General features: G+C 53.1%; 16 protein-coding genes. 12 read left to right on the top strand and 4 right to left on the bottom strand.

Annotated features, from left to right (window positions below):
• Positions 1–49: 49 nt before the first annotated feature.
• Positions 50–832 carry an alpha/beta hydrolase gene (locus tag MKZ24_RS25440; RefSeq protein ID WP_042235204.1) on the top strand — a complete coding sequence of 261 codons (783 nt, stop codon included), beginning with the start codon at positions 50–52 and terminating at the stop codon, positions 830–832.
• Between the two features lie 709 nt (positions 833–1,541).
• Here the strand turns inward: MKZ24_RS25440 and MKZ24_RS25435 are convergent.
• The 4 genes from MKZ24_RS25435 to MKZ24_RS25420 all read right to left on the bottom strand — a co-directional run bounded on the left by MKZ24_RS25435 (position 1,542) and on the right by MKZ24_RS25420 (position 6,398).
• Positions 1,542–3,335, bottom strand: coding sequence for a hypothetical protein (locus MKZ24_RS25435; RefSeq protein ID WP_340788018.1), 1,794 nt, complete (start codon positions 3,333–3,335; stop codon positions 1,542–1,544).
• Positions 3,336–3,381: 46 nt separating this feature from the next.
• A complete protein-coding gene (locus tag MKZ24_RS25430) occupies positions 3,382–4,347 on the bottom strand; it encodes a carbohydrate ABC transporter permease (RefSeq protein ID WP_197073078.1) in 966 nt (321 codons plus the stop codon).
• Positions 4,344–5,276: an ABC transporter permease subunit gene (locus MKZ24_RS25425; RefSeq protein ID WP_340788013.1), complete on the bottom strand. Its 933-nt coding sequence runs from the start codon at positions 5,274–5,276 to the stop codon at positions 4,344–4,346. Before MKZ24_RS25425 ends, MKZ24_RS25430 begins: the two co-directional genes overlap by 4 nt.
• A gap of 354 nt (positions 5,277–5,630) precedes the next feature.
• A complete protein-coding gene (locus MKZ24_RS25420; RefSeq protein ID WP_340788010.1) occupies positions 5,631–6,398 on the bottom strand; it encodes a helix-turn-helix transcriptional regulator in 768 nt (255 codons plus the stop codon).
• 255 nt (positions 6,399–6,653) lie between these two features.
• Here MKZ24_RS25420 and MKZ24_RS25415 point away from each other — a divergent pair, with 255 nt between their 5' ends.
• The 11 genes from MKZ24_RS25415 (at position 6,654) to MKZ24_RS25365 (ending at position 22,536) form a co-directional block, all read left to right on the top strand.
• Positions 6,654–8,045, top strand: a complete 1,392-nt coding sequence (locus MKZ24_RS25415; RefSeq protein WP_340788005.1) for an ABC transporter substrate-binding protein — start codon at positions 6,654–6,656, stop codon at positions 8,043–8,045.
• Positions 8,046–8,141: 96 nt separating this feature from the next.
• Positions 8,142–11,036: an extracellular solute-binding protein gene (locus MKZ24_RS25410; RefSeq protein WP_340788003.1), complete on the top strand. Its 2,895-nt coding sequence runs from the start codon at positions 8,142–8,144 to the stop codon at positions 11,034–11,036.
• Positions 11,037–11,054: 18 nt separating this feature from the next.
• Positions 11,055–12,020: a carbohydrate ABC transporter permease gene (locus MKZ24_RS25405; RefSeq protein WP_340788000.1), complete on the top strand. Its 966-nt coding sequence runs from the start codon at positions 11,055–11,057 to the stop codon at positions 12,018–12,020.
• On the top strand, positions 12,017–12,898 hold the full coding sequence (locus MKZ24_RS25400; protein ID WP_340787997.1) for a carbohydrate ABC transporter permease: 882 nt from the start codon (positions 12,017–12,019) through the stop codon (positions 12,896–12,898). Before MKZ24_RS25405 ends, MKZ24_RS25400 begins: the two co-directional genes overlap by 4 nt.
• Positions 12,899–12,916: 18 nt before the next feature.
• Entirely contained in the window at positions 12,917–14,377 is a 1,461-nt protein-coding gene (locus tag MKZ24_RS25395; RefSeq protein WP_042235214.1) for a hypothetical protein, read from the top strand.
• Positions 14,374–15,000, top strand: coding sequence for a YIP1 family protein (locus MKZ24_RS25390; RefSeq protein ID WP_340787991.1), 627 nt, complete (start codon positions 14,374–14,376; stop codon positions 14,998–15,000). Before MKZ24_RS25395 ends, MKZ24_RS25390 begins: the two co-directional genes overlap by 4 nt.
• A 14-nt stretch (positions 15,001–15,014) precedes the next feature.
• Entirely contained in the window at positions 15,015–17,576 is a 2,562-nt protein-coding gene (locus MKZ24_RS25385; protein ID WP_340787989.1) for a DUF5696 domain-containing protein, read from the top strand.
• Positions 17,573–18,478 (top strand): carbohydrate ABC transporter permease, encoded by a 906-nt coding sequence (locus MKZ24_RS25380; RefSeq protein ID WP_042235219.1) that lies wholly within the window; start codon positions 17,573–17,575, stop codon positions 18,476–18,478. The genes MKZ24_RS25385 and MKZ24_RS25380 overlap by 4 nt, the downstream gene beginning before the upstream one ends.
• A 16-nt stretch (positions 18,479–18,494) precedes the next feature.
• A complete protein-coding gene (locus tag MKZ24_RS25375) occupies positions 18,495–19,442 on the top strand; it encodes a carbohydrate ABC transporter permease (protein WP_340787987.1) in 948 nt (315 codons plus the stop codon).
• A gap of 30 nt (positions 19,443–19,472) precedes the next feature.
• Positions 19,473–20,726 carry an endo-1,4-beta-xylanase gene (locus MKZ24_RS25370; protein ID WP_340787985.1) on the top strand — a complete coding sequence of 418 codons (1,254 nt, stop codon included), beginning with the start codon at positions 19,473–19,475 and terminating at the stop codon, positions 20,724–20,726.
• A 136-nt stretch (positions 20,727–20,862) separates the two neighbouring features.
• On the top strand, positions 20,863–22,536 hold the full coding sequence (locus tag MKZ24_RS25365) for an extracellular solute-binding protein (protein ID WP_445324198.1): 1,674 nt from the start codon (positions 20,863–20,865) through the stop codon (positions 22,534–22,536).
• Positions 22,537–22,538 lie beyond the last annotated feature (2 nt).

Genomic DNA, 22,538 nt, shown 5'->3' with positions numbered 1-22,538 from the left:
TAAACTAAGTGTGGAATATACATACATTCAAAGAGAGGAATGAGGGGCATTGAACGGAAGTAATCCGAAGTATTTGACGCAAAAACCGGGGTATGATCAGGAGCAGGAAGGTATCGCGCGGGGAGAGATCCGTACGATAGAATACCCCTCTGCTACAGTAGGCAACACCCGGAAGGCCCGGGTATATACACCGCCCGGATATTCCAGCGCAGAGAAATACAGCGTCTTATATCTGCTGCATGGGATTGGCGGGGATGAGGACGAATGGTATACTCACGGCAAACCGCAGATCATTCTGGACAATCTGTATGCCGATCAGTTGCTGAAGCCCATGATCGTTGTGTTGCCGAACGGCCGCGCGATGCTGAATGACCGGCCGGAAGGCGATATTTTCGCTCCTGACAAGGTGAAGGCCTTTGAGACGTTTGAATCTGATTTGCTGAACGATCTCATCCCTTATATTGAAGCGAATTATTCCGTTCAGACGGACCGGATGCACCGTGCCCTGGCCGGGTTATCCATGGGCGGCGGGCAATCGCTCAACATGGGTCTGAATAACCCGGACCGGTTCGCCTGGATCGGGGCGTTCTCCCCGGCGCCCAACACGAAGGAGCCTGAACTGCTGGTACCGGGCCCGCAGCAGACGTCCGCAGCGCTTAGCCTGCTCTGGTTATCCTGCGGAGATCGGGACAGCCTCAAGTATGTCAGCGACCGGACACATGTCTATTTGGCGGAGCATAACGTACCACACATCTGGGTGGAGGAGCAGGGCGACCACGACTGGCCGGTCTGGAAGAACGGTCTGTATCAGTTCTCGCAGCTTATTTTCTAAGGGATTCGAGGGGCGTTCGGAATGGGCGCCTCTGATTCCGTTGGAGGTGCTATTGTAGCCGCGAAACGCCCTGCCAAACGTACACTGATTGTCCGTTGATCAAACGCTGACCGAGCATTGATCGAGTGCGGATTGGTACTGATCGGGCAATGGTCAGACACTGATCGGGCACTGGACAGACACTGATCGAGCATTGATTAAGCACTGAGTACCTGCCGTTTGCCCATCATTCGTCCACCAATCACACACCAACGTTCGCCGATCGCCAACTAATCAGCCACTAATCATGTCGTCCACCGATTGCATAAGACTGCACTGCACGCGGCGTTGAGGTTGTTGTGAGGAAATAGTTGGATTGTATACACTTGCTGATGAACATACTTCCCTTGCTGCAACAGCAGTTGGATAAACAGCACTTAATTCATTGCAATCTCACCCTAAATGGAGAAAATAGCAAAATTAGATGCTATTTTTCCACTTATATGTCTACAAACGCCGGAAGCTGGTAAATTAAGATATGTTTTTCCACTTGTTGGCCGACGAGGGGCTGGATTGGCCGGAGAATGGTAGGCAGGTTGGCCGACGAGGGGCTCAATTGGCCGGAACTGTGCAGCATTAGGCCGCAGAGGTTGGCTTAATATATACTTAAGCGCGAAAAAGGCAGCCCCAAGCCAGGGCTGCCTTTTTTTTCTGTGCATCCGGTCACTGCTTATTTATTCGCGATTGCATCGGCACGCATTTTAACGATTTTGTCTGCTCTTTCCTTATCTACGGCGAATACATCATCCCAGCCGAGACCGGTTACATCGCTCTTCAGTTTGGTCCAGAGCTGATCGAATTGAGCCTGATCCTTGGCAAAGATCATTTTCCAGGAAGTGTTCTTCACATAATCCGAAATCTGGCTGCGTTTATTCTTAACATCCGAAGAATCCGAGCCAAGACTTGTGTTGATATTAGGTACGATATCAATCATGTTGTTCTTCTGATAGTATTCGGTCGGAGTGGTCGCATCATAGGTTTTCTGCCAGTCTGTTGTCAGCGCTGTTTTGTTGGCTTCAATGGTGGAAGCCCAATAGGTGCTGTTGTAGAACTCCTTGGTTTCCGGATCGACTACGAAATCACTCATGATCATCGAGTTCACTTTGCTCTGGCCATCCTGATAACCGCCGCCGCCGTACTCATCAGGTACAGGGGTGTTTTCCTGGAATGCTGTTTGGCCTACTTCCGTCAGCTTGAATTTGCCTTCAGGTGTTTTTTCATAGTTGAAGCCTTCAAAGCCGTTGGTGTAGTAGCGCAAGCCTTCAGGGGAAGACATCCAGTCCATCAGTTCCATGATTCTTTCCGGTTCTTTCGCTTTGGAGCCGATGGCAAAGACTCTTCCGTTCCCGAAGTAAGCATCACTGTTCTGGATCAAGTGGCTGTCCGCAATTGGAACCGCTACGTTGCCGTCGCCCTGGTTGCCTCTTTCAATCGTGTTGTAGAAGCCTCTCTGCCAGGAATACCACAGCAGAAGAACCTGTTTGTTGGTCAGCTTCTCGGATACCTTGGTCCAGTCCTGGGAAGGGGAGTCCGGGTCGACAAGGCCCATTTTGTTAGCGTCATAATAGAACTGTAGAATCTTCTTGTACATGCTATTGTCGTCTACGATCGGAACGATATCACCTTTGGCATTCAGTTGAATGGTTGTAGTCCCGTTCGGCTGCTCATAGCCATACCAGTTGCTGAGCCAGCGGACATTCTCCATGCTTCCGCCGTCCCAGTCCTTCCACAGCGTGATCGGAACAATTGGCTTGCCGTCCGGAGTCTTCGGATATTTGGCCTGCATGTCCTTGAGGGCGGTCATCAGATCGTTCAGATTGTTCAGCTTTGGCGCGCCGATTCCCTTGTAATAGTCCCAAGGCAGTATCGGGCTGGAGTATGGCAGCTCCTCCGAGAAGGTGGTTGGTGAAGTATCGGCGGTGAAGGCCGGCAGGGCATAGATTTTACCGTCCGGATTCTGCTTCTCGAAGGCAACATTGAACGGCTTGAAGTGGTTGTCTACATATTTGGACAGATGCTCTGTATTCTTAATCAAGTCCGTAAGATCCATAATCATACCCGCCGGAATTAATTCCTCAAGCTGGCTGTTCTCAATAATGAGGAGGTCACCCAGATCTCCTGATGCAGATCTGGTCTTGTACAGCTGATCGCCGGCTACCTGCGGAGCCAGAATGTTCAGTGTGATATTGAACTTGTCTTTGAGCAGCTTGCCGTACCACCCGGTCTGCTCGCCCTGATAGTTAGCCGCATTGTTAAATACCGTAATGGTCAAAGGTTTGCTGTGATCAATGCCGCCAGTGCCCGGATCGGATGACTCAGTAGGTGTTCCGGGTTCGGCCGTCCCCGCTGCAGTGCCACCATTGTTGGAATTCCCGCTGCAGCCGCTTAGTGCCGTTGTTACCAGCAGTATGGTCGTCCCTAGTAACAGCGCGGACTTTCTTCCCAGCTTAATATGTGTTCTCATGTGTAGCCCCCCGAATGTTTAATGTATCATAAATGGCGCAGGCGCATTAGCCTTTGACAGCACCAATTATAATTCCTTTAACGAAAAATCTCTGGAAGATCGGATATACCAGCAGAATAGGTGCGACAACGATAATGGTTACCGTCATGCGGATGGAGGTAGAGGTCTGCTTGGTAGCCAGAGTGGCCATTGCCGTTGATCCGGCGTTCTGCAGATTAACCATGGTGGACAAGGAACTTGCCTGGTTGATGTAGTTGTACAGAATGAACTGCAGGCTGTACAATTTGCTGTCCGTCACCAGCAGCAGCGTATCCTGGAAGGAGTTCCATTGATTGACCGCCGAGAAGATGGCAACGGTTGCAAGGATAGGCTTGCTGATCGGCAGAATGATTTTGTAGAAAATCGTGAAGATCCCGGCACCGTCAATACTGGCCGCCTGCTGCAGCTCCTTCGGCGTAGCTTCCACGAAGGTTTTGACTAGGATGATGAAGAACGGGGCTACCACGGACGGAAGAATATACGCCAGGAAATTGTCGGTAAGATGCAGGGTTCTCATGGTCAGATACCACGGGATGATCCCGGCATTGAAGAACATCGTGATGATGGTGAAGCGGTACCAGAATTTCTTGCCCCACATATCCTCCTGCGCAAACATGAATCCCAGGAAGGCAGAAGCACCTACAGTGAGAAGGGTGCCTATTACCGTTCTGCCCAGCGAAATGACAAAGGCATTCCCAAGGCCCGGTATTTTGAATACATCTACATAGTTCTGGAAATGAATCCCCTTAGGCCAGAAGATAATCTCACCCCTGGCACTGAGATCGTTCGCGCTGATGGTATTGATAATGATCGAATAGAACGGATAGACACAAATGAAGGCGAAGAGGGAGAACAGGATATAGACGATTGTTGAAATAATTTTGTCGGTGGCGCTGACCTGCATTTTGATCGTTTTTTTGGAAATGTTTATATCCCGGCTAATTGGCGTAAGTCCAGTCTGGTTGTCACTCATACGATGCCCTCTCCTCTCAATAATTTGGACAGTCCGTTTACCGAAAAGAGAAGCACAACGCTGATCAGGCTCTTCAGCATACTGATGGCAACGGAGACGGAATAACTGCCGCCGCCCATGGCGAGGTTATACACATATAAATCGAGAACCTGCATAGTGTCCTTGTTAAATGCATTCTGGAAGACAAAATATTGCTCCAGTCCATTGTTCAGGAAGCTTGCAATCTGGAGCATCAGCAAAACAAAATAAGTCGGCATCATGCTTGGCAATACGACATGCCGGATCACCTGCATCCGGGTTGCACCGTCCACATAAGCTGCTTCATACAGCGACTCGTCAATGCCCATGATGGCGGCGATATACAGGATAGCTGACCAGCCGAGTGTCTTCCAGGTAGCCCAGAACCACATGGTAAGCCAGACATGATCCGAGCTCTGAAGGAAAAGAACCGGAGAATCGGACAGTCCCGTCATGTGGAGGAAGCCGTTGACCATACCTTCACTAGAGAACATGGAGAAGGCCAGGGAGTAGACGAGGACCCAGCTGATAAAGTTAGGCAGTGTGGTTACGGTCTGAATGAATTTACGGAACCGGACAGCCTTGATCTCTGTCAGGAAGATGGCGAAGATCATAGGGAGCCAGGAGAAGAGAATGCCCAGTCCGCTGATGCCGAAGGTGTTCTTGATGACCTGAAGCAACTGATCAATCTTGACCTGATTCTCGACCAGGGAGTGAAACCATTTGAAGCCGACAAACGGTGATTGGGACAACGGAATGGGCGGGGTATAGTCAAAGAAGGCATATACCCATCCATAGAGCGGATAGTATGCAAAGACAGCAAGTAAAACCATAAAGGGAGAAATGTAAAGAAATTTCCGGAAAGAATTGCTTCTTATGCTCTGGCTGCGCATCGTTTCACTCCTCATCATATTCTCTTTGTATATTGCTTCATTAAAAGCCTTCACCAGGGCTGCTATCCCTTATATATAATCCAGTATGTCATCCCCCTTCTTACAAAAAACGAAGTTCAACCTGCGCGGTGGGTTTGCGGAACGCTATTTCCCCTAACCTGTCTTTATTGATAGCGCTTACATATCTATGGAATTATAATAAATTATCGTTTGCCTTCAAACAATGACAGATCCTCACCAGTTATTGATCTATTGTTAGGTGAAATTACGAATGAATAACAGTTATATTACTAATTTACAATAAAATATAATAGTTTCAAATTATTAGTATGATGCTAAACGCCTGCATTGTCCGGTTACAGGTGAGCCGGCTCATGCTGTGATGAAGCATTGCTTACGGTATTCGTTGGCACTTGCTCCGGTGTATTCTCTGAATTTTTTGTAGAACCAGTCGATTTCCGTATATCCTACAGCATCTGCAATCTCATAGATCTTCATATCAGTCGTTTCCAGAAGCAGCTTCGCCTTCTCCATCCGCTGCCGCAGCAGATATTCGTTGAAGGACATATTCTCCTGCTGTTTGAATTTCTGTCCGAGATACGCGCAATTGAAGTTCAGGGAATCGGAGATCCGCTTGAGTGTAATATTATGATGGAGCTGCTCATCCACGTACTGCTTGATCGTACTGACGATCGGACAGGAGGGTGCCGGCTCTTGAACACTGGCCTTCTGATCATCCTGTGCCATCGCAGCAGGTCTGTCCTCAGAGGCAAAGCCCCGTCTAACCGCCTCCAGACTTTTGCCCAGCTCCGACGGATCAACCGGGTCCGTCAAGTAATCGCTTACATTATAGAGCAGCGCTTGACGCGCCAATTCGAAATCCCCGCTGCCCCCCAGAAGGATAATCGGAACGGAGCTCCCCCGTCTAATCTGCTCACAGAGTCTCATGCCCGGCGTGTGGACGCCCCGGATATTCAGAAGAACCAGTGAAATCCCCTCGCTATGGATCAGCCGGAGAATATCGGAAGAATAATCAGCATGTGCATGTAAGATGAAATTATTAAGCCTGCTCCCTGCCATATAAGAAGCGATCTCCCGCACATGACGGTTCCGCTCGACACACAAGATTCTGTACAACATGAAGACCCCGCTTTCTTAAGAGAAGTTAAGGCTACCTCCATTCATTATGTGCAACAGAGCGAAGGGCTACAATGTGCAATTCTTGCACCAGGCTCCATTTGTTTACTTGATCGGAACTGCGTTGCCCGGTGTGTAAGGGCTTGTCGGCCGGACCTATAATTTGACAGGTGAACACCTGAAGTTAGACAGGTTGTTGCCTGAAAATGTAAGCGCTAAACTTTCGAGGTAAGTCATTCATATTTGGGGGGGCACATAATGCGGACTAAAAAGGTAATGTCAGTACTCATTAGTATGTTGTTAGTGGCTGCAACGACGGCATGCGGCGGAGGATCAGGGAACGGCGGGAATGCCGGGGGAGGGGCGTCAGCGAAGCCAGCTGCTTCGGCGAATACGCCGGCGGCAGAGGCAACACCTGAAGCTTCAGCAACCGCAGAGCCAACCACCGCCACACCGGAAATGGATTTCGATATGGGCGGCAGAACGATCAAGATTGTCTCCTGGTGGGATATGACGATCCCTGAGGACAACCCGGACAATATCCAGCGCTCGAAGAATCTGAAGGAACTCCAGAAGAAGCATAATTTCAAGGTTGAATATGTGGCGCTGGACTTCGGCGAATACCAGAAGAAGGTTGTAGCTTCACTGGTGGCCGGTGAACCGCTTGGAGATATTGTCCGAATGGGCAAGGCCTATATGATTCCGGCGCTGACCAAGCAGGATCTGTTCTGGCCGGTTGATGATTATACGAAGAATGAGAATGCCTTCAACCAGCAAATGACGACGGAATTCTCACAATACAACGGCAAGGGCTATGGATTCTCGGAGAATGCGGGCAATCTGATCAGCGGTGTATTCTATAACCGGACCTTGATGAAGAAGCTAGGCATGAAGCCGCTTCAGGAATATGTTAACGAGGATAACTGGAACTGGGATACCTTCACCCAGGTAGCCAAAGAGGCCAATAAAGATACGGATAACAACGGTAAACTTGATGTCTGGGGACTGGCTTCAGGCGGGTTCCTGGAAATGGCCCTGGCCTCCAACGAGACTGATCTGACGATAGACGACAAGCAGAATCTCGATGATCCCAAGGCGCTGGAGGTCTTCAAGTTCATCTCGAAGCTGGGTGCCGAGAAGGTAGCCAGACCGACAGAAGGCGGCGACTGGCAGGAACCGGCGCAGTTCTTCCGCCAGGGGAACACGCTGATGTATGCGGGGGCGGATTATGAGGCGAATGGCTTCAAGACGGATATGAAGGATTATGATATCGGGTTCGTTCCTTTTCCCAAAGGCCCGAATGCGACCGAATATCACAGCGTAGAGTCCAATGTCCAGTTCCTGACGATCCCGAAGAAGGTCGAGAATCCGGAATGGCTGCTGTATATCTGGGAGAAGATCAACGACATCGAGTCGATCTACGATTATCCTAAGCAGGCATCCCTGGAGAGTACGTATGACAACGAAGATGATATTAATAATGCCAAGCTGGTAGAGGGCGGGATGCTGTTAACGAACCATAATACATTCTCGACCATGCCGTACTATGAGTTGCTTGACGAACTGAAGAAGGGAACTTCAGCCTCCACGGTCATCCAGAAGTACAAGGCTAAGGTCCAGGCTTCTGTGGACGCCGTATACAAAAAATAACCGGATACCCGGATGGAACAACAGTCCCCGGCGGACTGTTGTTCCCATTTTCGCTGACATTAGACTTATGATCCAGCGCTTAAGGGGAGGAGAACGTTGAATATTCGAAATAGAAGCACAGCGATAATATTGGTTGTTGTCCTGCTGGCCGGGACGATCTGGATATTGAATTCCTCGGGGCAGCCTGTTCATTCCGATTCTCCGGCGGCGGGCAAGTTCACTGCCGTCCTGCAGGAAGCGGAGGAAGGCAGCTATGAAGCTTATCTGAAGCAATACGGGAACGCTGCACGGCCAGAGCGGGAGCTTCGGATTGAGGGGGAGGACTATTCCCGCAATCAGGGTGACCTCTTTGAAGTCAAAGCGCAATACGAGGGGCTTGACGGCACGGCGGTCATTACCCCGGAAGAGGGAACGATCTCCTGGGAGGTGCCGGTTCCGGAAGCCGGACTGTACAACATCCGGGTTCATTATTACCCGGTGGAAGGCAAAAGCTCCTCCATTGAGCGTTCCTTCTCCATTAATCAGCAGATCCCGTTCAAGGGTGCGGATACATTATTGTTCGACCGGGTCTGGGGGAACCGTGAGGAGGTCATCAAGCAGGACGACCGCGGGAACGATCTCCGCCCCAGACAGGTGGAGCAGCCGGTGTGGCAGTCCACGGTGATTGCCGACAGTGAGGGCTTCTATGAGGAGCCGTATTCCTTCTACCTGGAGCAGGGGAATCAGACCTTGTCGCTGAGCGCACTCCGTGAGCCGATGGCTATAGATTACATTGAGCTGTTCCAGGACCGGGAAGTGAGATCTTATGCGGAGGCCAAACAGGAGTATGAGGCTCAGAGCCTGAAGCCGGTAACAGAGCCTGATATTGAGGTTCAGGCCGAAGCGGCGTCCGCCAAATCCTCGCCTACTTTATACCCGCTATCTGACCGCTCCAGTCCGGCGGTTGTTCCTTATGATGTCTCCAATTTAAGGATCAATACGATCGGAGGGGTGAACTGGAAGCTGCCGGGGCAATGGATTGAGTGGCAGATTGACGTCCCCGAAGACGGGCTGTACCGGATAGCACTCAAGGAGAAGCAGAATCAGCTACGGGGCGTCTATGCCAACCGCAGCTTGACGATTGACGGTGAATACCCGTTCACAGAGATGAAGAAAATCCGGTTCAATTACAGTCCCGGCTGGCAGATGAACGTACTGGGCGGGGAGGAGCCTTACCTGTTCCATCTTACCCAAGGGACACACCGGCTAAGGCTGACTGTAACGCTGGGCGATATCGCGCCTCTGGTCCGTACCATTCAGTCCAGCGTCCTGACCTTGAATGAAATGTACCGTAATGTTCTGGCGATTACCTCCAATAATCCGGACAAATTCCGCGATTATCAGCTGGAGAAGCGGATACCGAATATGACCAAGGTATTCAAGGAGCAGGCAGAGATCATCCGCAGTGTCGGTGAATATTTGGAGCAGGCGACCGGAGAGCGCAGCGACAAAGTATCGGTCCTGTACTCGATGGTAACCCAGCTGGAGGATATGGCAGAGCATCCGGATACGGTAGCCAAACGGCTGGTCTCCTTCAAAACTAATGTCGGCGGACTGGGCACCTGGATACTTAGCGTACGGGAGCAGCCGCTGACGCTGGATTCCCTGGTGATCTCGGCACCCGGCAAGCCGTTGCCCCGTGCGCAGGCTACCTTCTTCCAGAAGCTGAAGCATGAGCTGAGAGCGTATGGCGCGTCGTATACCGCTGATTATGACAGCATTGGTAATGTGGCGAAGAACCAGAAGTCGATCACGGTCTGGATTTCGACCGGCCGGGATCAGGCTCAGGTAATGAAGAGCATGATTGACGATACGTTCACCCCGGATACGGGCATCTCCGTTGCGCTGAGACTGGTGCCACCGAACATTCTGCTGCCCGCCACCCTGGCCGGGGAAGGGCCGGATGTAGCCATGCAGATTGGAGAGGACCTTCCGGTTAACTATGCCATGCGTAAGGCATCTGCGGATTTATCCCGCTTCGCGGACTTCGAGGAGGTGGCCTCCCGGTTCCGGGACAGCGCCCTCACGCCTTACCAGTATAACGGAAGCGTCTACGGGCTTCCCGAGCAGCAGATCTTCCCGATGCTGTTCTACCGGAAGGATATTCTGAAGGAGCTTGGCCTGGAGCCGCCAACCACCTGGGAGGAGGTCTACAACGTAGTTTCTGTGCTGCAGCGGCATAACCTGGAGTTCTATCTGCCGCTGGAGGATACGCTGAACAATGCTACACTGGTGCCGAATGCGGCCTTCACCATGCTGCTCTATCAGAACGGGGGTCAATTGTATACGGACGACCAGAAGCGAAGCGCATTGAACTCGGAGACCTCCATGAGTGAATTCAACACATGGACCCAGTTCTATACCAATTACAAGTTCCCGGTGAAGGTGGACTTTCCGAACCGCTTCCGTACCGGGGAGATCCCGATCGGGATTGCCGATTATACCATCTACAACAGCCTGACCGTGATGGCACCGGAGATCCGTAACCTGTGGGAATTCGCGGTGGTGCCAGGAACGAAGCAGGCGGACGGTACGGTGGATCATAGCGTAGCCAGTCATACGACCGGCGTAATGCTTCTGGAGAATGCCAAGGATAAGGATTCGTCCTGGGAATTCATGAAGTGGTGGACGGGTAAGGACACCCAGGTCCAGTACGGCCGGGAAATGGAAGGGCTGATGGGGGCGGCGGCACGTTATCCGACCGCCAATATCGAGGCGCTGGAGGAATTGCCGTGGCCGGTGAAGGATTATACCCAGCTGGAGAACCAGTGGCAATGGGTGAAGGGCAATCCGCAGGTTCCGGGCGGATACTTCACAGGCAGACATCTGGACAATGCGTTCCGCAAGGTGGTTAACGGGAACGTGAATCCGCGCGAAGCGCTGTCGGATTATCTGATCTATATTAACGATGAAATTCAGATCAAACGGAAGGAATTCAAACTTCCGTATTAGTTTGGAGGCTGTGAGCCGATGGTACAAATACACAATACCGCTGAACCAGCCTTACATGGGCTGGCCGGCGGTCCCGTCAAGGTGTCCCGCCGGGCGCAATTATGGAAAGATATCAAGAAGAGCAAGCATTATTATTTCATGATGAGTCCCTATATGATTATCTTCTTCCTATTCACAGTGATCCCGGTGGTCGTCTCCTTCGGGCTAAGCTTCTTCTACTTCAATATGCTGGAGACGCCGCGGTTCGTCGGGTGGGAGAACTATTCAAGGCTGCTTTTGGGCGACGATGTATTCATGATTGCGCTGAAGAATACCTTCCTGTTCGCAGTCATCACGGGTCCGTTAAGCTATATCGCCTGCTTCCTGTTCGCTTGGCTGATCAATGAACTGTCGCCCTTCGTCAGGGCTCTGATGACGCTGGTATTCTATGCGCCATCCATCTCGGGCAATGTGTTCTTTATCTGGCTGATTGTCTTCTCTGGGGACAGCTACGGGTATCTCAACGGCTTCCTGATGAAGATCGGGGTGCTGCTGGAGCCGATCCAATGGCTGCAGAATGAGAAGTATATCCTCGCCATTGTCATTATCGTTCAGCTCTGGCTAAGTCTGGGCACCAGCTTTCTGGCATTCATCGCCGGTCTGCAGACCGTAGACCAAACGCTGTTCGAGGCGGGGGCCATGGACGGGATCAGGAACCGCTGGCAGGAGCTGTGGTTCATCACGCTGCCGTCCATGCGGCCGCAGCTAATGTTCGGTGCAGTTATGCAGATCACCGCCTCCTTCGCGGTGGCCGAGGTCTCCATCGCGCTTGCGGGGTTCCCAAGCGTCAACTATGCGGGGCATACGGTGGTAACCCATCTGATGGATTACGGGACGCTCCGCTTTGAGATGGGCTATGCTTCTGCCATTGCTACCATTCTCTTCGGTATTATGATCGGTACCAATATGATGACCCAGAAACTGCTCAGAAAGGTGGGTGAATGACCCTGTATTCGAGAGTTATAGGGGCGTTTCGCCCTCAAAAAAGACTGAACCGGTCCTTTACTGTCAGCTTGATGCTGTTCGGCCTGCTGCTCGCCTTCGGCTCGTTCATGGTTCTCCCGCTGATCTATACCGTGAACAATGCCTTCAAGCCGCTGGATGAACTATTTATCTTCCCGCCGAGATTTCTTGTGCGGAACCCGACGCTGGAGAACTTCACCGATCTGGTGGTGATCATGGGGAATTCCTGGGTACCGTTCACCAGATATGTAGCGAATACCCTGCTGATTACACTGGTAGGAACCGCAGGCCATATCCTGCTCGCTTCGGCTGCGGCCTATCCTTTGGCCAAATTCAGGTTCCCCGGCTCCAATATGCTGTTCAGGATTGTGGTGCTGTCCCTGATGTTCTCGCCTCATGTGACGGCAATTCCCAATTACCTGGTCATGTCACAGCTCGGGTGGATTAATACACAGGCGGCGATTATCGTTCCTTCACTGGCCTTCTCGCTGGGGTTGTTCCTGATGAAGCAGTTCATGGAGCAGATCCCGGATGCGCTGATCGAAGCGGCCAAAATTGATGGTGCGAATGAATACCGCGTGTTCTGGCAGATCGTGATGCCCAATGTGAAGCCGGCCTGGCTGACGCTGATGATCCTGCAATTTCCAGCCCTGTGGGGCACGGATGGAGGCAGCTTCATCTACAGCGAGAACCTTAAAACGCTTCACTATGCGCTCAGCCAGGTTATCCAGGGCGGGATTGCACGTGCCGGAGTAGGGGCTGCGGTGGCCTTGCTGCTGATGACCGTGCCGATCCTGTTGTTCATTATTTCACAGAGCAGTGTCATTCAGACGATGGCCACATCCGGTATGAAAGAGTAGAGAGGAGGAACGGTGACGATGGTCGCAAGGATAAAGAAACTGAGAACCGGCCTGCTGGCCTTGTGCTGCCTGGTCTGCCTGGGACTTCGCGGAGAGCTTGCCTCGGCGGAGAGCGCAGCCCCTTCCTACAATTATTCATACTGGGGGTATAGTGTGGCGGCTCCGTCCGCTTATCAGGCAAGCACGTTGATCACGGGTGCAGGCTCCGGTGCTGGCGAGTTCAAGAATCCGCAGGATATTCAGGTAACGGCCGACAAGCAGATCTATGTGCTGGACAGCGGCAATAACCGGTTTGTGATTCTGGATCAGGACTACAAATCCATAAAGACAGTAGACGCGTTCCAGTTCAAAGGGAAGGCGGAGAAGTTCAATAATCCGCAGGGGATTTATGTGACGCAGCAGAAGGAGGTCTATGTTGCGGATACCGGCAATAAGCGGATTGTTCATTTCGATAGCGGCTTAAGGGCGATCGGTATCATGGAATCGCCGAAGTCCGAATTGCTGCCGGCAAGCTTCGAATTTCAGCCTGTCCGTGTAGCTGTAGACAAAGCGGACCGGATCTATGTGATGTCTGCCGGTGTATTCGACGGCTTCATGGAATTCGGCGCAGACGGAGCCTTCAAGTCCTTCACCGGTGCGAACCGGGTACGTGTCGATGCTGTGGATTACTTCTGGAAATCCATATCGACCAAGGCGCAGCGTGAGCAGATGGTGATGTATACGCCAACCGAATTCACCAATCTGGATATCAATGATGAAGGCTTCCTCTACGCTACCAACGGGGATGAGTTCGGCGACCCGATCAAGAAGCTGAACGCGCAGGGGGCCGATATTCTGCGCAGAGAGGGCTATTACAAGCCGAGTGGCGATCTGCTCTACTCCACGCGCTCGGGTGGCGCTCCGCGCCTCGTGGATATTGATGTCAGCGACAGTGAGATCTATTCCGTTCTGGATGCCAGCCGGGGCCGGGTGTTCACCTACAACGGGGACGGATATCTGATGTACATTATCGGCGGAATCGGGAACCGTCTGGGCGAATTCAACTCCCCGGTGGCCATTGAGCACAGCGGTGACGATATCCTTGTACTGGATCAGGCGCTGGGGGAGATTACGGTATTTCAGACCACAGAGTACGGAAGAATGCTGAACAGCGCAGTCAGAAGTTACTACAGCGGTGATGAAGAGATGGCCTATCAGCAGTTCAGCGAGGTTGTGAATCTGAATGCGAATATGGAATATGCTTATGCGGGCATAGGTAAGGCTTATCTGCGCAAAGGCGAGTACAAGGAGGCGACGGAGTATTTCAAGCGCAGCATGGACCGTCCCAACTATTCGAAAGCGTTCCTGCTCTACCGCAAGGAAGTGCTCCGCGGACAATTCTCCACGATCATGACCTTTCTGATCATGCTGGCATCCCTATGGCTGGGCGTGAGAGTGTACCGGAAAATGAAGGCCAGAAAGAAGGTTGAGCTACATTGAACAGAGAAGCGCTGCAACATCCGCTGTACGTTATCGTTCATCCGTTCAACGGATACTGGGATCTCAAATATGAACGCAGTCAAAAAACGAGCCTGATGTTGTCCTTCGGCATTCTGTTTATGCTGATCCTAACCAATGTGCTGGGCAGTCAATATAGCGGATTTCTGGTGAATCATAGTGATCCTAAGTATCTGAACAGTCTGATGGAAGTAGTCTATGTCCTGGTTCCTGTCCTCTTCTGGTGTGTGGCGAACTGGTCGCTGACCACGCTGATGGACGGGGAAGGGAAGTTCGTGGAGATTTTTATTACCACCTGCTTCTCCCTGCTGCCGATTGTGCTGATTAACTTCCCGTGGATCTGGATCAGTAATTTTATCTCGGTGCAGGAAAGCTCCTTTTATTATTTTTTCAAAAACTTTGCCGTCATCTGGTCGGGCCTGCTGTTGTTCGTGGGCATTATGACCGTGCACCAGTTCTCCCCGTCCAAAACGGTCGGGACGATTCTGCTCACGGTGCTTGCCATGGCGTTCATGGCATTCCTGACCCTGCTGTTCTTCAGTCTGGTTCAGCAGATGATTGTGTTTATCTCAACCATATACCAAGAGATTGTCTTGAGAGGATAGGAGGAGGACCGGGAATGAGGAAGCCGTTAATCATGCTGCTCTCGATTCTCTTCAGTATGAGTGTGCTGGCAGGCTGTACATCGTCAAGCTCAGGCAGCCAGGCCGGCGGGCATGAACCGAAGCTTGAAGTGTCCTTTGAAGGGGGCGGTCTGAAGCCCGCCTTTGACGATACAGCTGTGGATGGCATGAAGGGTGTTCTGGAGAATAAGCAGCTCCGGCTGTATATGGATGAAGCTACCGGAGGTATCGCCGTCAAGAACCAGTCGGACGGAACGCTCTGGTATAGTAATCCGCCTGATCGTGAAGCCGATGCCAAGGCCAGCGGAGAGAATAAAGACCTGTTATCCGCGCAGCTCAAGCTGGATTTCTACAACAATCTGGGCCAGGTCAGCTCTGTCAATTCGTATACAGACAGCGTGGCCCACAAGCAAATGAAGCTGGAACAGACGCCGGAAGGCATCAAGGTCTTCTACCAGTTCGGAACGACCGCCAAGACGGCGGAGGATCTGCCCATGATGGTGGGCAAGGAGCGGTTCGAGGAGAAGATTGTGAGCAAGATGGATAAGACCGGGCAGCGAACCATGAAGATCGCCTACACCTTCGATGAGGAGAAGGGCGTGTATAAGCGTAACGATGAAGCGCTGAAGGGGCTGCAGCTGGAGCGGACCCTGAAGGGCTTCGAGGAAGCGGGGTACACCGAGGAGGATCTGCAGCAGGATATCACCGAGAATAACCTGAGCCAGACCAAGCCGGTGCCGCGTATCTTCCAGCTCTCGATTGAATACTCCCTTGACGGGGATCAATTGGTAGTCAAGGTTCCTGCAGCGGACATAAGGTATCCCGCCGATTATCCGGTGAATGATATCTCCGTCCTCAGCTTCCTGGGGGCCGGCGGGAGCAAGGACTCCGGTTCCATTCTGGTGCCGGACGGCTCCGGAGCGCTGATACATTTCAACAACGGCAAGACCCGTTACCCCGCATACAAGCAAGCTGTATACGGCAAGGACGGGTCCATGGAGGTCACGGATGCCTATGCGCAGCAGCAGGAGGTGAAGCTGCCGGTGTTCGGCTTGATCCGCGAGCAAGGCGCGATGCTGGGCATTATTGAGCAGGGCGCATCACTCGCCACGATTAATGCCGATACCAGCGGAAGATTGAACGGTTACAACTACGTGTATCCGAGCTTCACCCTGATTGCCAAGGGGGAGGTTACCCTGACGTCAGCCGAACAGAACCGTACCCTGCCAAGATTTCAGCAGGAGCCGCCCAAGACGGATTACGTCATCCGGTATGCGTTCCTGAGCGGAGACGAGGCGTCTTATCCCGGCATGGCGCGATATTACCAGAACTATCTGACGCAGCACGGCGGTTTGCCTGAGGCGCAGGCGGCGGGAACGCCGGAATCCCCCGTGAATACCCCCTTTTATCTGGAGCTGGTGGGCGGAATTACCAAGACGAAGCATGTGCTGGGCTTTCCTTATCAATCGCTGGAGCCGTTGACCACTTTCGATGAGGCAGAGAGTATTCTGGAACAGATGCAGCAGCGCGGCATTAACAATATCCGGCTGAAATATGCAGGCTGGTTCAACCGGGGCCTCGATCACAAAGTGCCGGACCGGCTGTCCGTAGACAAGGCGCTCGGCGGCAGCAAGGGGCTGAACCGGCTGGTGGCGTTCACCAAGGAGCAAGGCATTCAGCTATTCCCTGACGTTGCGCTGCTCAGAGCGAACCAGGCCTCCGGCTTCAGAGTTAACCAGAAGGCTTCCCGGATGCTCAGTGAAATTCCGGCAGCCGTCTATCCGTACAATATGGCCTTGAACCGGCGGGACCGTACCGTCAGCCCTGCTTATATTATTTCACCGGCCAAGGTCGGCGGATATGTCGATGCCACGCTGAAGGAGATCGGGCCGTTTCAGACCGGCGGCATCTCGCTGAGAGACATGGCCGATCAATTGAACAGCGATTTCCGCAAGAATCATGAGATCGACCGGACAGCGTCCGAGCAGATATCGGTCCAGTCGCTGGACCGGATCACCGGACAGTCGCTCCGTATTCTCGCTGACGGCGGAAATGCCTATGCGCTGCCGTATCTGACCGATATTACCAATGCACCGGTGTCCAGCAGCCAGTTCAAGCTGGAGGATGAGGAGATCCCGTTCTATCCGATGGTGGTGCGGGGATATGTGAATTACACAGGCAAGCCGTTCAATCTGTCCACCTTCACCAGCCCCAGACAATATGTGCTGAGAAGTCTGGAGTATGGGTCCGGCCTCTATTACGAGTGGATGCATGCGCCTAACTACAAGGTGAAGGATACAGACTTCGGCAACCTGTACGCGGTCAATTATGAACAATGGATCAATCAGGCCGCCGATATGTATCTGGAAGTCAACGCGGTTATGAAAAATATGCAGAATCAGCGGCTGACCGGTCATGAGAAGCTGGCAGACGGTGTCTATAAAAGTACCTATGAGAACGGTCTGTCCGTCATCGTCAACTACAACCGGACGGCAGTCCTTGCCGAAGGCCGCACGATAGAAGCCGAAAGCTATATTACGGGTGGTGAGCAATTGTGAAATCCATACTGAGACTGAACCGCAGAACCTATAACGATCAAAAGGCATTAATGGGCTTCTTCTATGTGCTGCCCTGGCTGCTCGGCTTCATCTTCTTCTTCCTGATTCCGTTGTTGTCTTCGCTGCGCTACAGTCTAAGCTCGGTGCAGGCCAACTCCGACGGACTGATTATTCATTTCAGCGGCTTGCAGAATTATGTGGAGGCGCTGACGGTGAATACCGAATTCAACCGTTCGCTAGCCGATGCCATCCTGAATATGGTCATTAATGTGCCGCTCATCGTCATCTTCAGCCTGTTTCTGGCGGTGCTGCTGAATCAGAAGTTTATCGGCAGATCGCTGGCCCGGTCTATTTTCTTCCTGCCGGTTATTCTGGCCTCCGGGGTGATTCTTAGCCTGGAGAGCACCAGCTTGATTCAGGCCGTCAACGATCAGAATGCCGGGGCCGGTGCAATTCAGGGCCTGGGTACGTTCGAGCTGGAAGGAATGATGCTGGACGCGGGCTTAAGCGAATGGGTGGTTGATTATTTGAGCAGCGCCGTGGGCCGCATTTATGATATTGTGAGCCAGTCCGGTGTACAGATTCTGATCTTCCTGGCCGGCATCCAGACGATCTCGCCGCAGTTATACGAGGCTTCTAAGATGGAAGGGGCAACCGGCTATGAAGCTTTTTGGAAAATCACCTTCCCCATGGTCAGCCCGCTCATTCTGGTGAATGCCATCTATACGATTATCGACTCCTTCTCCAATAACGCCATGACGGATTTGATCCGGGAGACGGGCTTCACCCAGTTCAATTTCGGACTAAGCTCGGCGATGGCCTGGCTGTATTTCGCAGCCGTTGCCTTGATTCTGGCTGTCAGCAGCTACCTGATTTCGAGGAAGGTCTTCTATTATGATTAAAAGGAGGATGGGAGCATTGCATGCAAACCGTTTGCTGTCGCTGGAACGCTGGAAGAAATGGATATGGTCCTTCGTGCGGCTGACACTCATTGCAGGCCTGGCGTTCGTGATCCTCTATCCGGTGCTTCAGAAGATTTCCACGGCATTCAAGGATAAAAGCGATCTGTATTCGCCAATCGTCGTCTGGCTTCCCGAGCATTATACGCTCGACAATTTCATTAAGGCGATCAGCATCATGGATTACTGGCAGGCCTTGCTGAATACCTTCACGCTGTCGGCGCTGACTACGCTCCTGACCGCCATATCCTGCGCTCTCGCGGGATACGGCTTCGCCCGGCTGAAGTTCAAGGGAAGCCAGCTTCTGTTCGCCGGGGTCATACTGACGATCCTGGTTCCGCCGATCACGATTCTGATTCCGGTCTACCTGAATTTGAAGGATTTCAGCCTGATGGGGCTGATTCCGCTGCTGACCGGCAAATCGGTCAATCTGCTTAACACCTACTGGCCGTTTATCTTAACGTCAGCAACGGCGAACTCCTTGAAGGCGGGGCTGTACATTTTTATCTTCCGGCAGTTCTTCAGGGGGATTCCCAAGGAGGTGGAGGAAGCGGCTTATATCGACGGGGCAGGCGTGGGCAAAACCTTCTACAGAATTATGCTGCCCAACGCCATACCTTCCATCGTTACGGTGCTGCTCTTCTCGTTTGTGTGGCAGTGGAACGACAGCTTCTTCACCACGACCTATCTGACCTCAAGCAAGGTGATGGCGACCCAGCTCGGCTCGCTGCCTTATAATCTGGGGATTCTGCTGGAGGACGGAGTAAGTTCCAAGGCAGACCCTTTCTATCTGAGCATGGTTCAGGATACCGGGATTCTGCTGGCGATTCTGCCGCTGATTATCATCTACCTGTTCGTGCAGCGGTATTTCGTGGAGAGTATTGAACGTACAGGAATTGTCGGTTAAACCGTGAATGACGAGAAGGAGAGGATGATTGTGACCAAAAAAGGCAGACTGAGGCTCCCGGCCAGACTGGCCCGGAGCCTGGTCTTCGCCGCAGCGCTCCTGTGGCTGTCCGGCTGCTCCGGCCCGGGCGACAATGCTGCTCCGGCAACCTTGCCGCCGGAGCAGCAGGAGATCGGGGGGGGACCCGCGACAGCGGTCCCGTCTGGGGCCCCGGCCGCTACAGCTTCGCCCGAAGCTGCAGCGGAGCCTGCGGTGCAGGCGGAGGTTCCGCCGCTGGCGGCGGCGTATGCCGATTACTTCCGCATAGGGGCAGCGGTTGAACCGGAACAGCTGGAGGGACCCGCAGCCGAGCTGCTGAAGCGGCATGTGAACTGGCTCGTGGCCGAGAATGCCATGAAGCCGGATGCGATGGAGCCTGCAGAGGGCAGCTTCACCTGGGAGCGGGCGGACCGCATTGTGGACTTCGCCAAGGAGAACGGCATGGAGCTGCGCTTCCATACGCTGGTCTGGCACAACCAGACGCCGGATTGGTTCTTCCGGGATGAGGCGGGCGGGGCGATGGTCGATGAGACCGATGCATCGAGACGCGAAGCGAACAAGAAGCTGCTGCTGAAGCGGCTGGACAGCTTTGTCACCGCGGTTGTCAGCAGGTATAAGCAGGACATTACCTCCTGGGACGTTGTGAATGAAGTCATCGAGCCGGGAGACCCGGACGGAATGCGGGCCAGCAACTGGTACAGGATTACCGGCACCGAATTCATCGAGACGGCCTTCCGGGCGGCCCGCAAGGCCGGGGGACCGGACATCAAGCTGTATATCAATGATTACAATACGGATGATCCGGTGAAGCGGGACAGATTGTACGGGCTGGTGAAGGAAATGCTGGAGAAGGGGGTACCGATTGACGGGGTGGGGCACCAGACGCATATTAGTCTGGAATACCCCGCCACTGAGCGCATTATAGAATCGCTGGAGCAGTTCCACACGCTGGGACTCGACAATCAGATCACCGAGCTGGATATGAGCCTGTACGTCTATAACGATCTCAGCGATGTCGGCCCGGAGGTTCCGGGGGACATCCTGCAGCAGCAGGCTGAGCGGTACGGGGAATTATTCGATGCGCTGAGAGCACACAAGGAGCTGCTAAGCGGAGTTATGTTCTGGGGAATCGCGGATGACCATACCTGGCTTAGCACCTTCCCGGTAGCCCGGACCGAGGCGCCGCTGCTGTTCGACAGGCAGCATCAGCCCAAACCGGCGTTCCAGGCGGTCACCGGCTTCTAAGTAGTAAAGATCTGGTAAGCCGGGCAAGAATTGCACCTTACAATTCCTTTTGCTTTGCTTGGATAATATAATATTCCGGTATATATATTCTTGCAAAGTGAGGTTGCAACTGGTGCCCAAAACAATCAGGAACAGAATGATCTGGACTGTCGCAGCATGTATGGCCGTAGGGCTGATGACCGCTTGTGAGAGGAACAATAGTCTTCCGGAGCGTTCTCCGGTCCCGCAGGGACAGACGGGGGGCGCTCCGCTATATCAGGAGCCGGGTCTAAGCAGGTATGATCCGCCCGTTGAGCTTTCTTTTGTACGCGAGAACAACGATGCGCTTGAAGAGATACTGAAGGAATTGCCGGGGGAGACGCTGGAGCATAACCGCTGGACCGATCTGTATGAAGAGGTGCTGGGCATTAAGGTCACCTATGACTGGACGGAGTGGAGCTCCATCTACTCCCGCAAGCTGGGCGTATCCCTGGCCTCCGGTGATATTCCCGATATTGTGCGGGTGAATGCCTCGCAGTTAAGGGTGCTCAGCAACGCGGGGCTGATCCAGGATCTGACGGAGGTCTACAGCAAGTATGCCACGCCGCTGACCCGGCAGGTGTTGAGCGAGGAAGGAACAGGACCCTTCGATACCGCCACCATTGACGGCAGGCTTATGGCGATCCCGGAGACCAATTCGTCTATTGAAGGCGCTATGTTCCTGTGGATTCGCACGGACTGGCTGGAAGACCTGGGCCTGGAGCCGCCGCAGACGATGGAGGATGTGCTGGCAATCTCGAAAGCGTTTACCGAGCGGGACCCCGACCGGAACGGCAGGCAGGATACCTACGGGCTGGCAACGACCAAATATCTGTGGGACCCGGTAATGGGACTTACCGGGTTTATGGCCGGTTATGGCGCGTATCCGGGGATCTGGGTACAGGACAAGACTGGCAAGCTGGTCTTCGGAGGCATTCAGCCGGAGGTTAAGGACGCCTTGCTGGTGCTTCAGGACATGTACCGGACGGGGCAGATCGACAGGGAATTCGCCTTCAAGGACGGGGTCAAGGCCGGTGAATGGATCGAGAATGAACAGATCGGAATGTTGTACGGCGAGCAGTGGGGATCATTCCTGGTTCAGCTCAGCCGTATACACAATCCGCAGGCCCAGTGGCAAGCCTTCCCGCTTGTATCGGAATCCGGGGCCCCGCCGAAGGTTCCGCTTCCGTTCAGCACCAGCCATTTCCTGGCGGTCAGACAAGGGATAAAGCATCCTGAAGCGCTCATCAAGCTGATCAACCTGCATCTGGAGAAAAACTGGGGAGCGACCAGCGAGGTAGAGCGGTTCTATAACGCTCCGCAGGCGGTATGGAAGCTGTCACCCGTGACACCGTTTCCGGTCCGGAAGAATCTGGAGGCCTTCCAGCAATTGGAGACCTTCCGGCGGGACGGTGATGCCTCGGTGCTTAAGGATGAAGCGAAGACGATCCAGAAGCGGATTGCCGCCTATGAGGCCGGTGGTCCGGATAGCGAGACAGGCTGGGGCTGGGAGAAGACGTACGGGGTTTCGGGTGCTTTTTCCATCCTGGACAGGTATGAACGTAAATCTCAGCTACTCTATGAGAACTTCGTCGGTGCACCTACAGAGACGATGATTGAGAAGCAGAATATTCTATATAATCTTCAGATTGACTCCTTTCTGGATATCATTCAGGGAAGACCGATCAGCCAGTTCGATGATTTCGTTGCCCAGTGGAACAAGCTTGGCGGCGAGCAGATCACGGCTGAGGTCAATGAGTGGTATGCGGAGAAGGGCGGGAACCGGAAATGATC

Source organism: Paenibacillus sp. FSL R7-0297, from assembly GCF_038009025.1.
GTDB lineage: Bacteria > Bacillota > Bacilli > Paenibacillales > Paenibacillaceae > Paenibacillus_AQ.
Note: the sequence above shows the minus strand (reverse complement) of the source record. Positions and strands in the feature narration are given on the sequence as shown.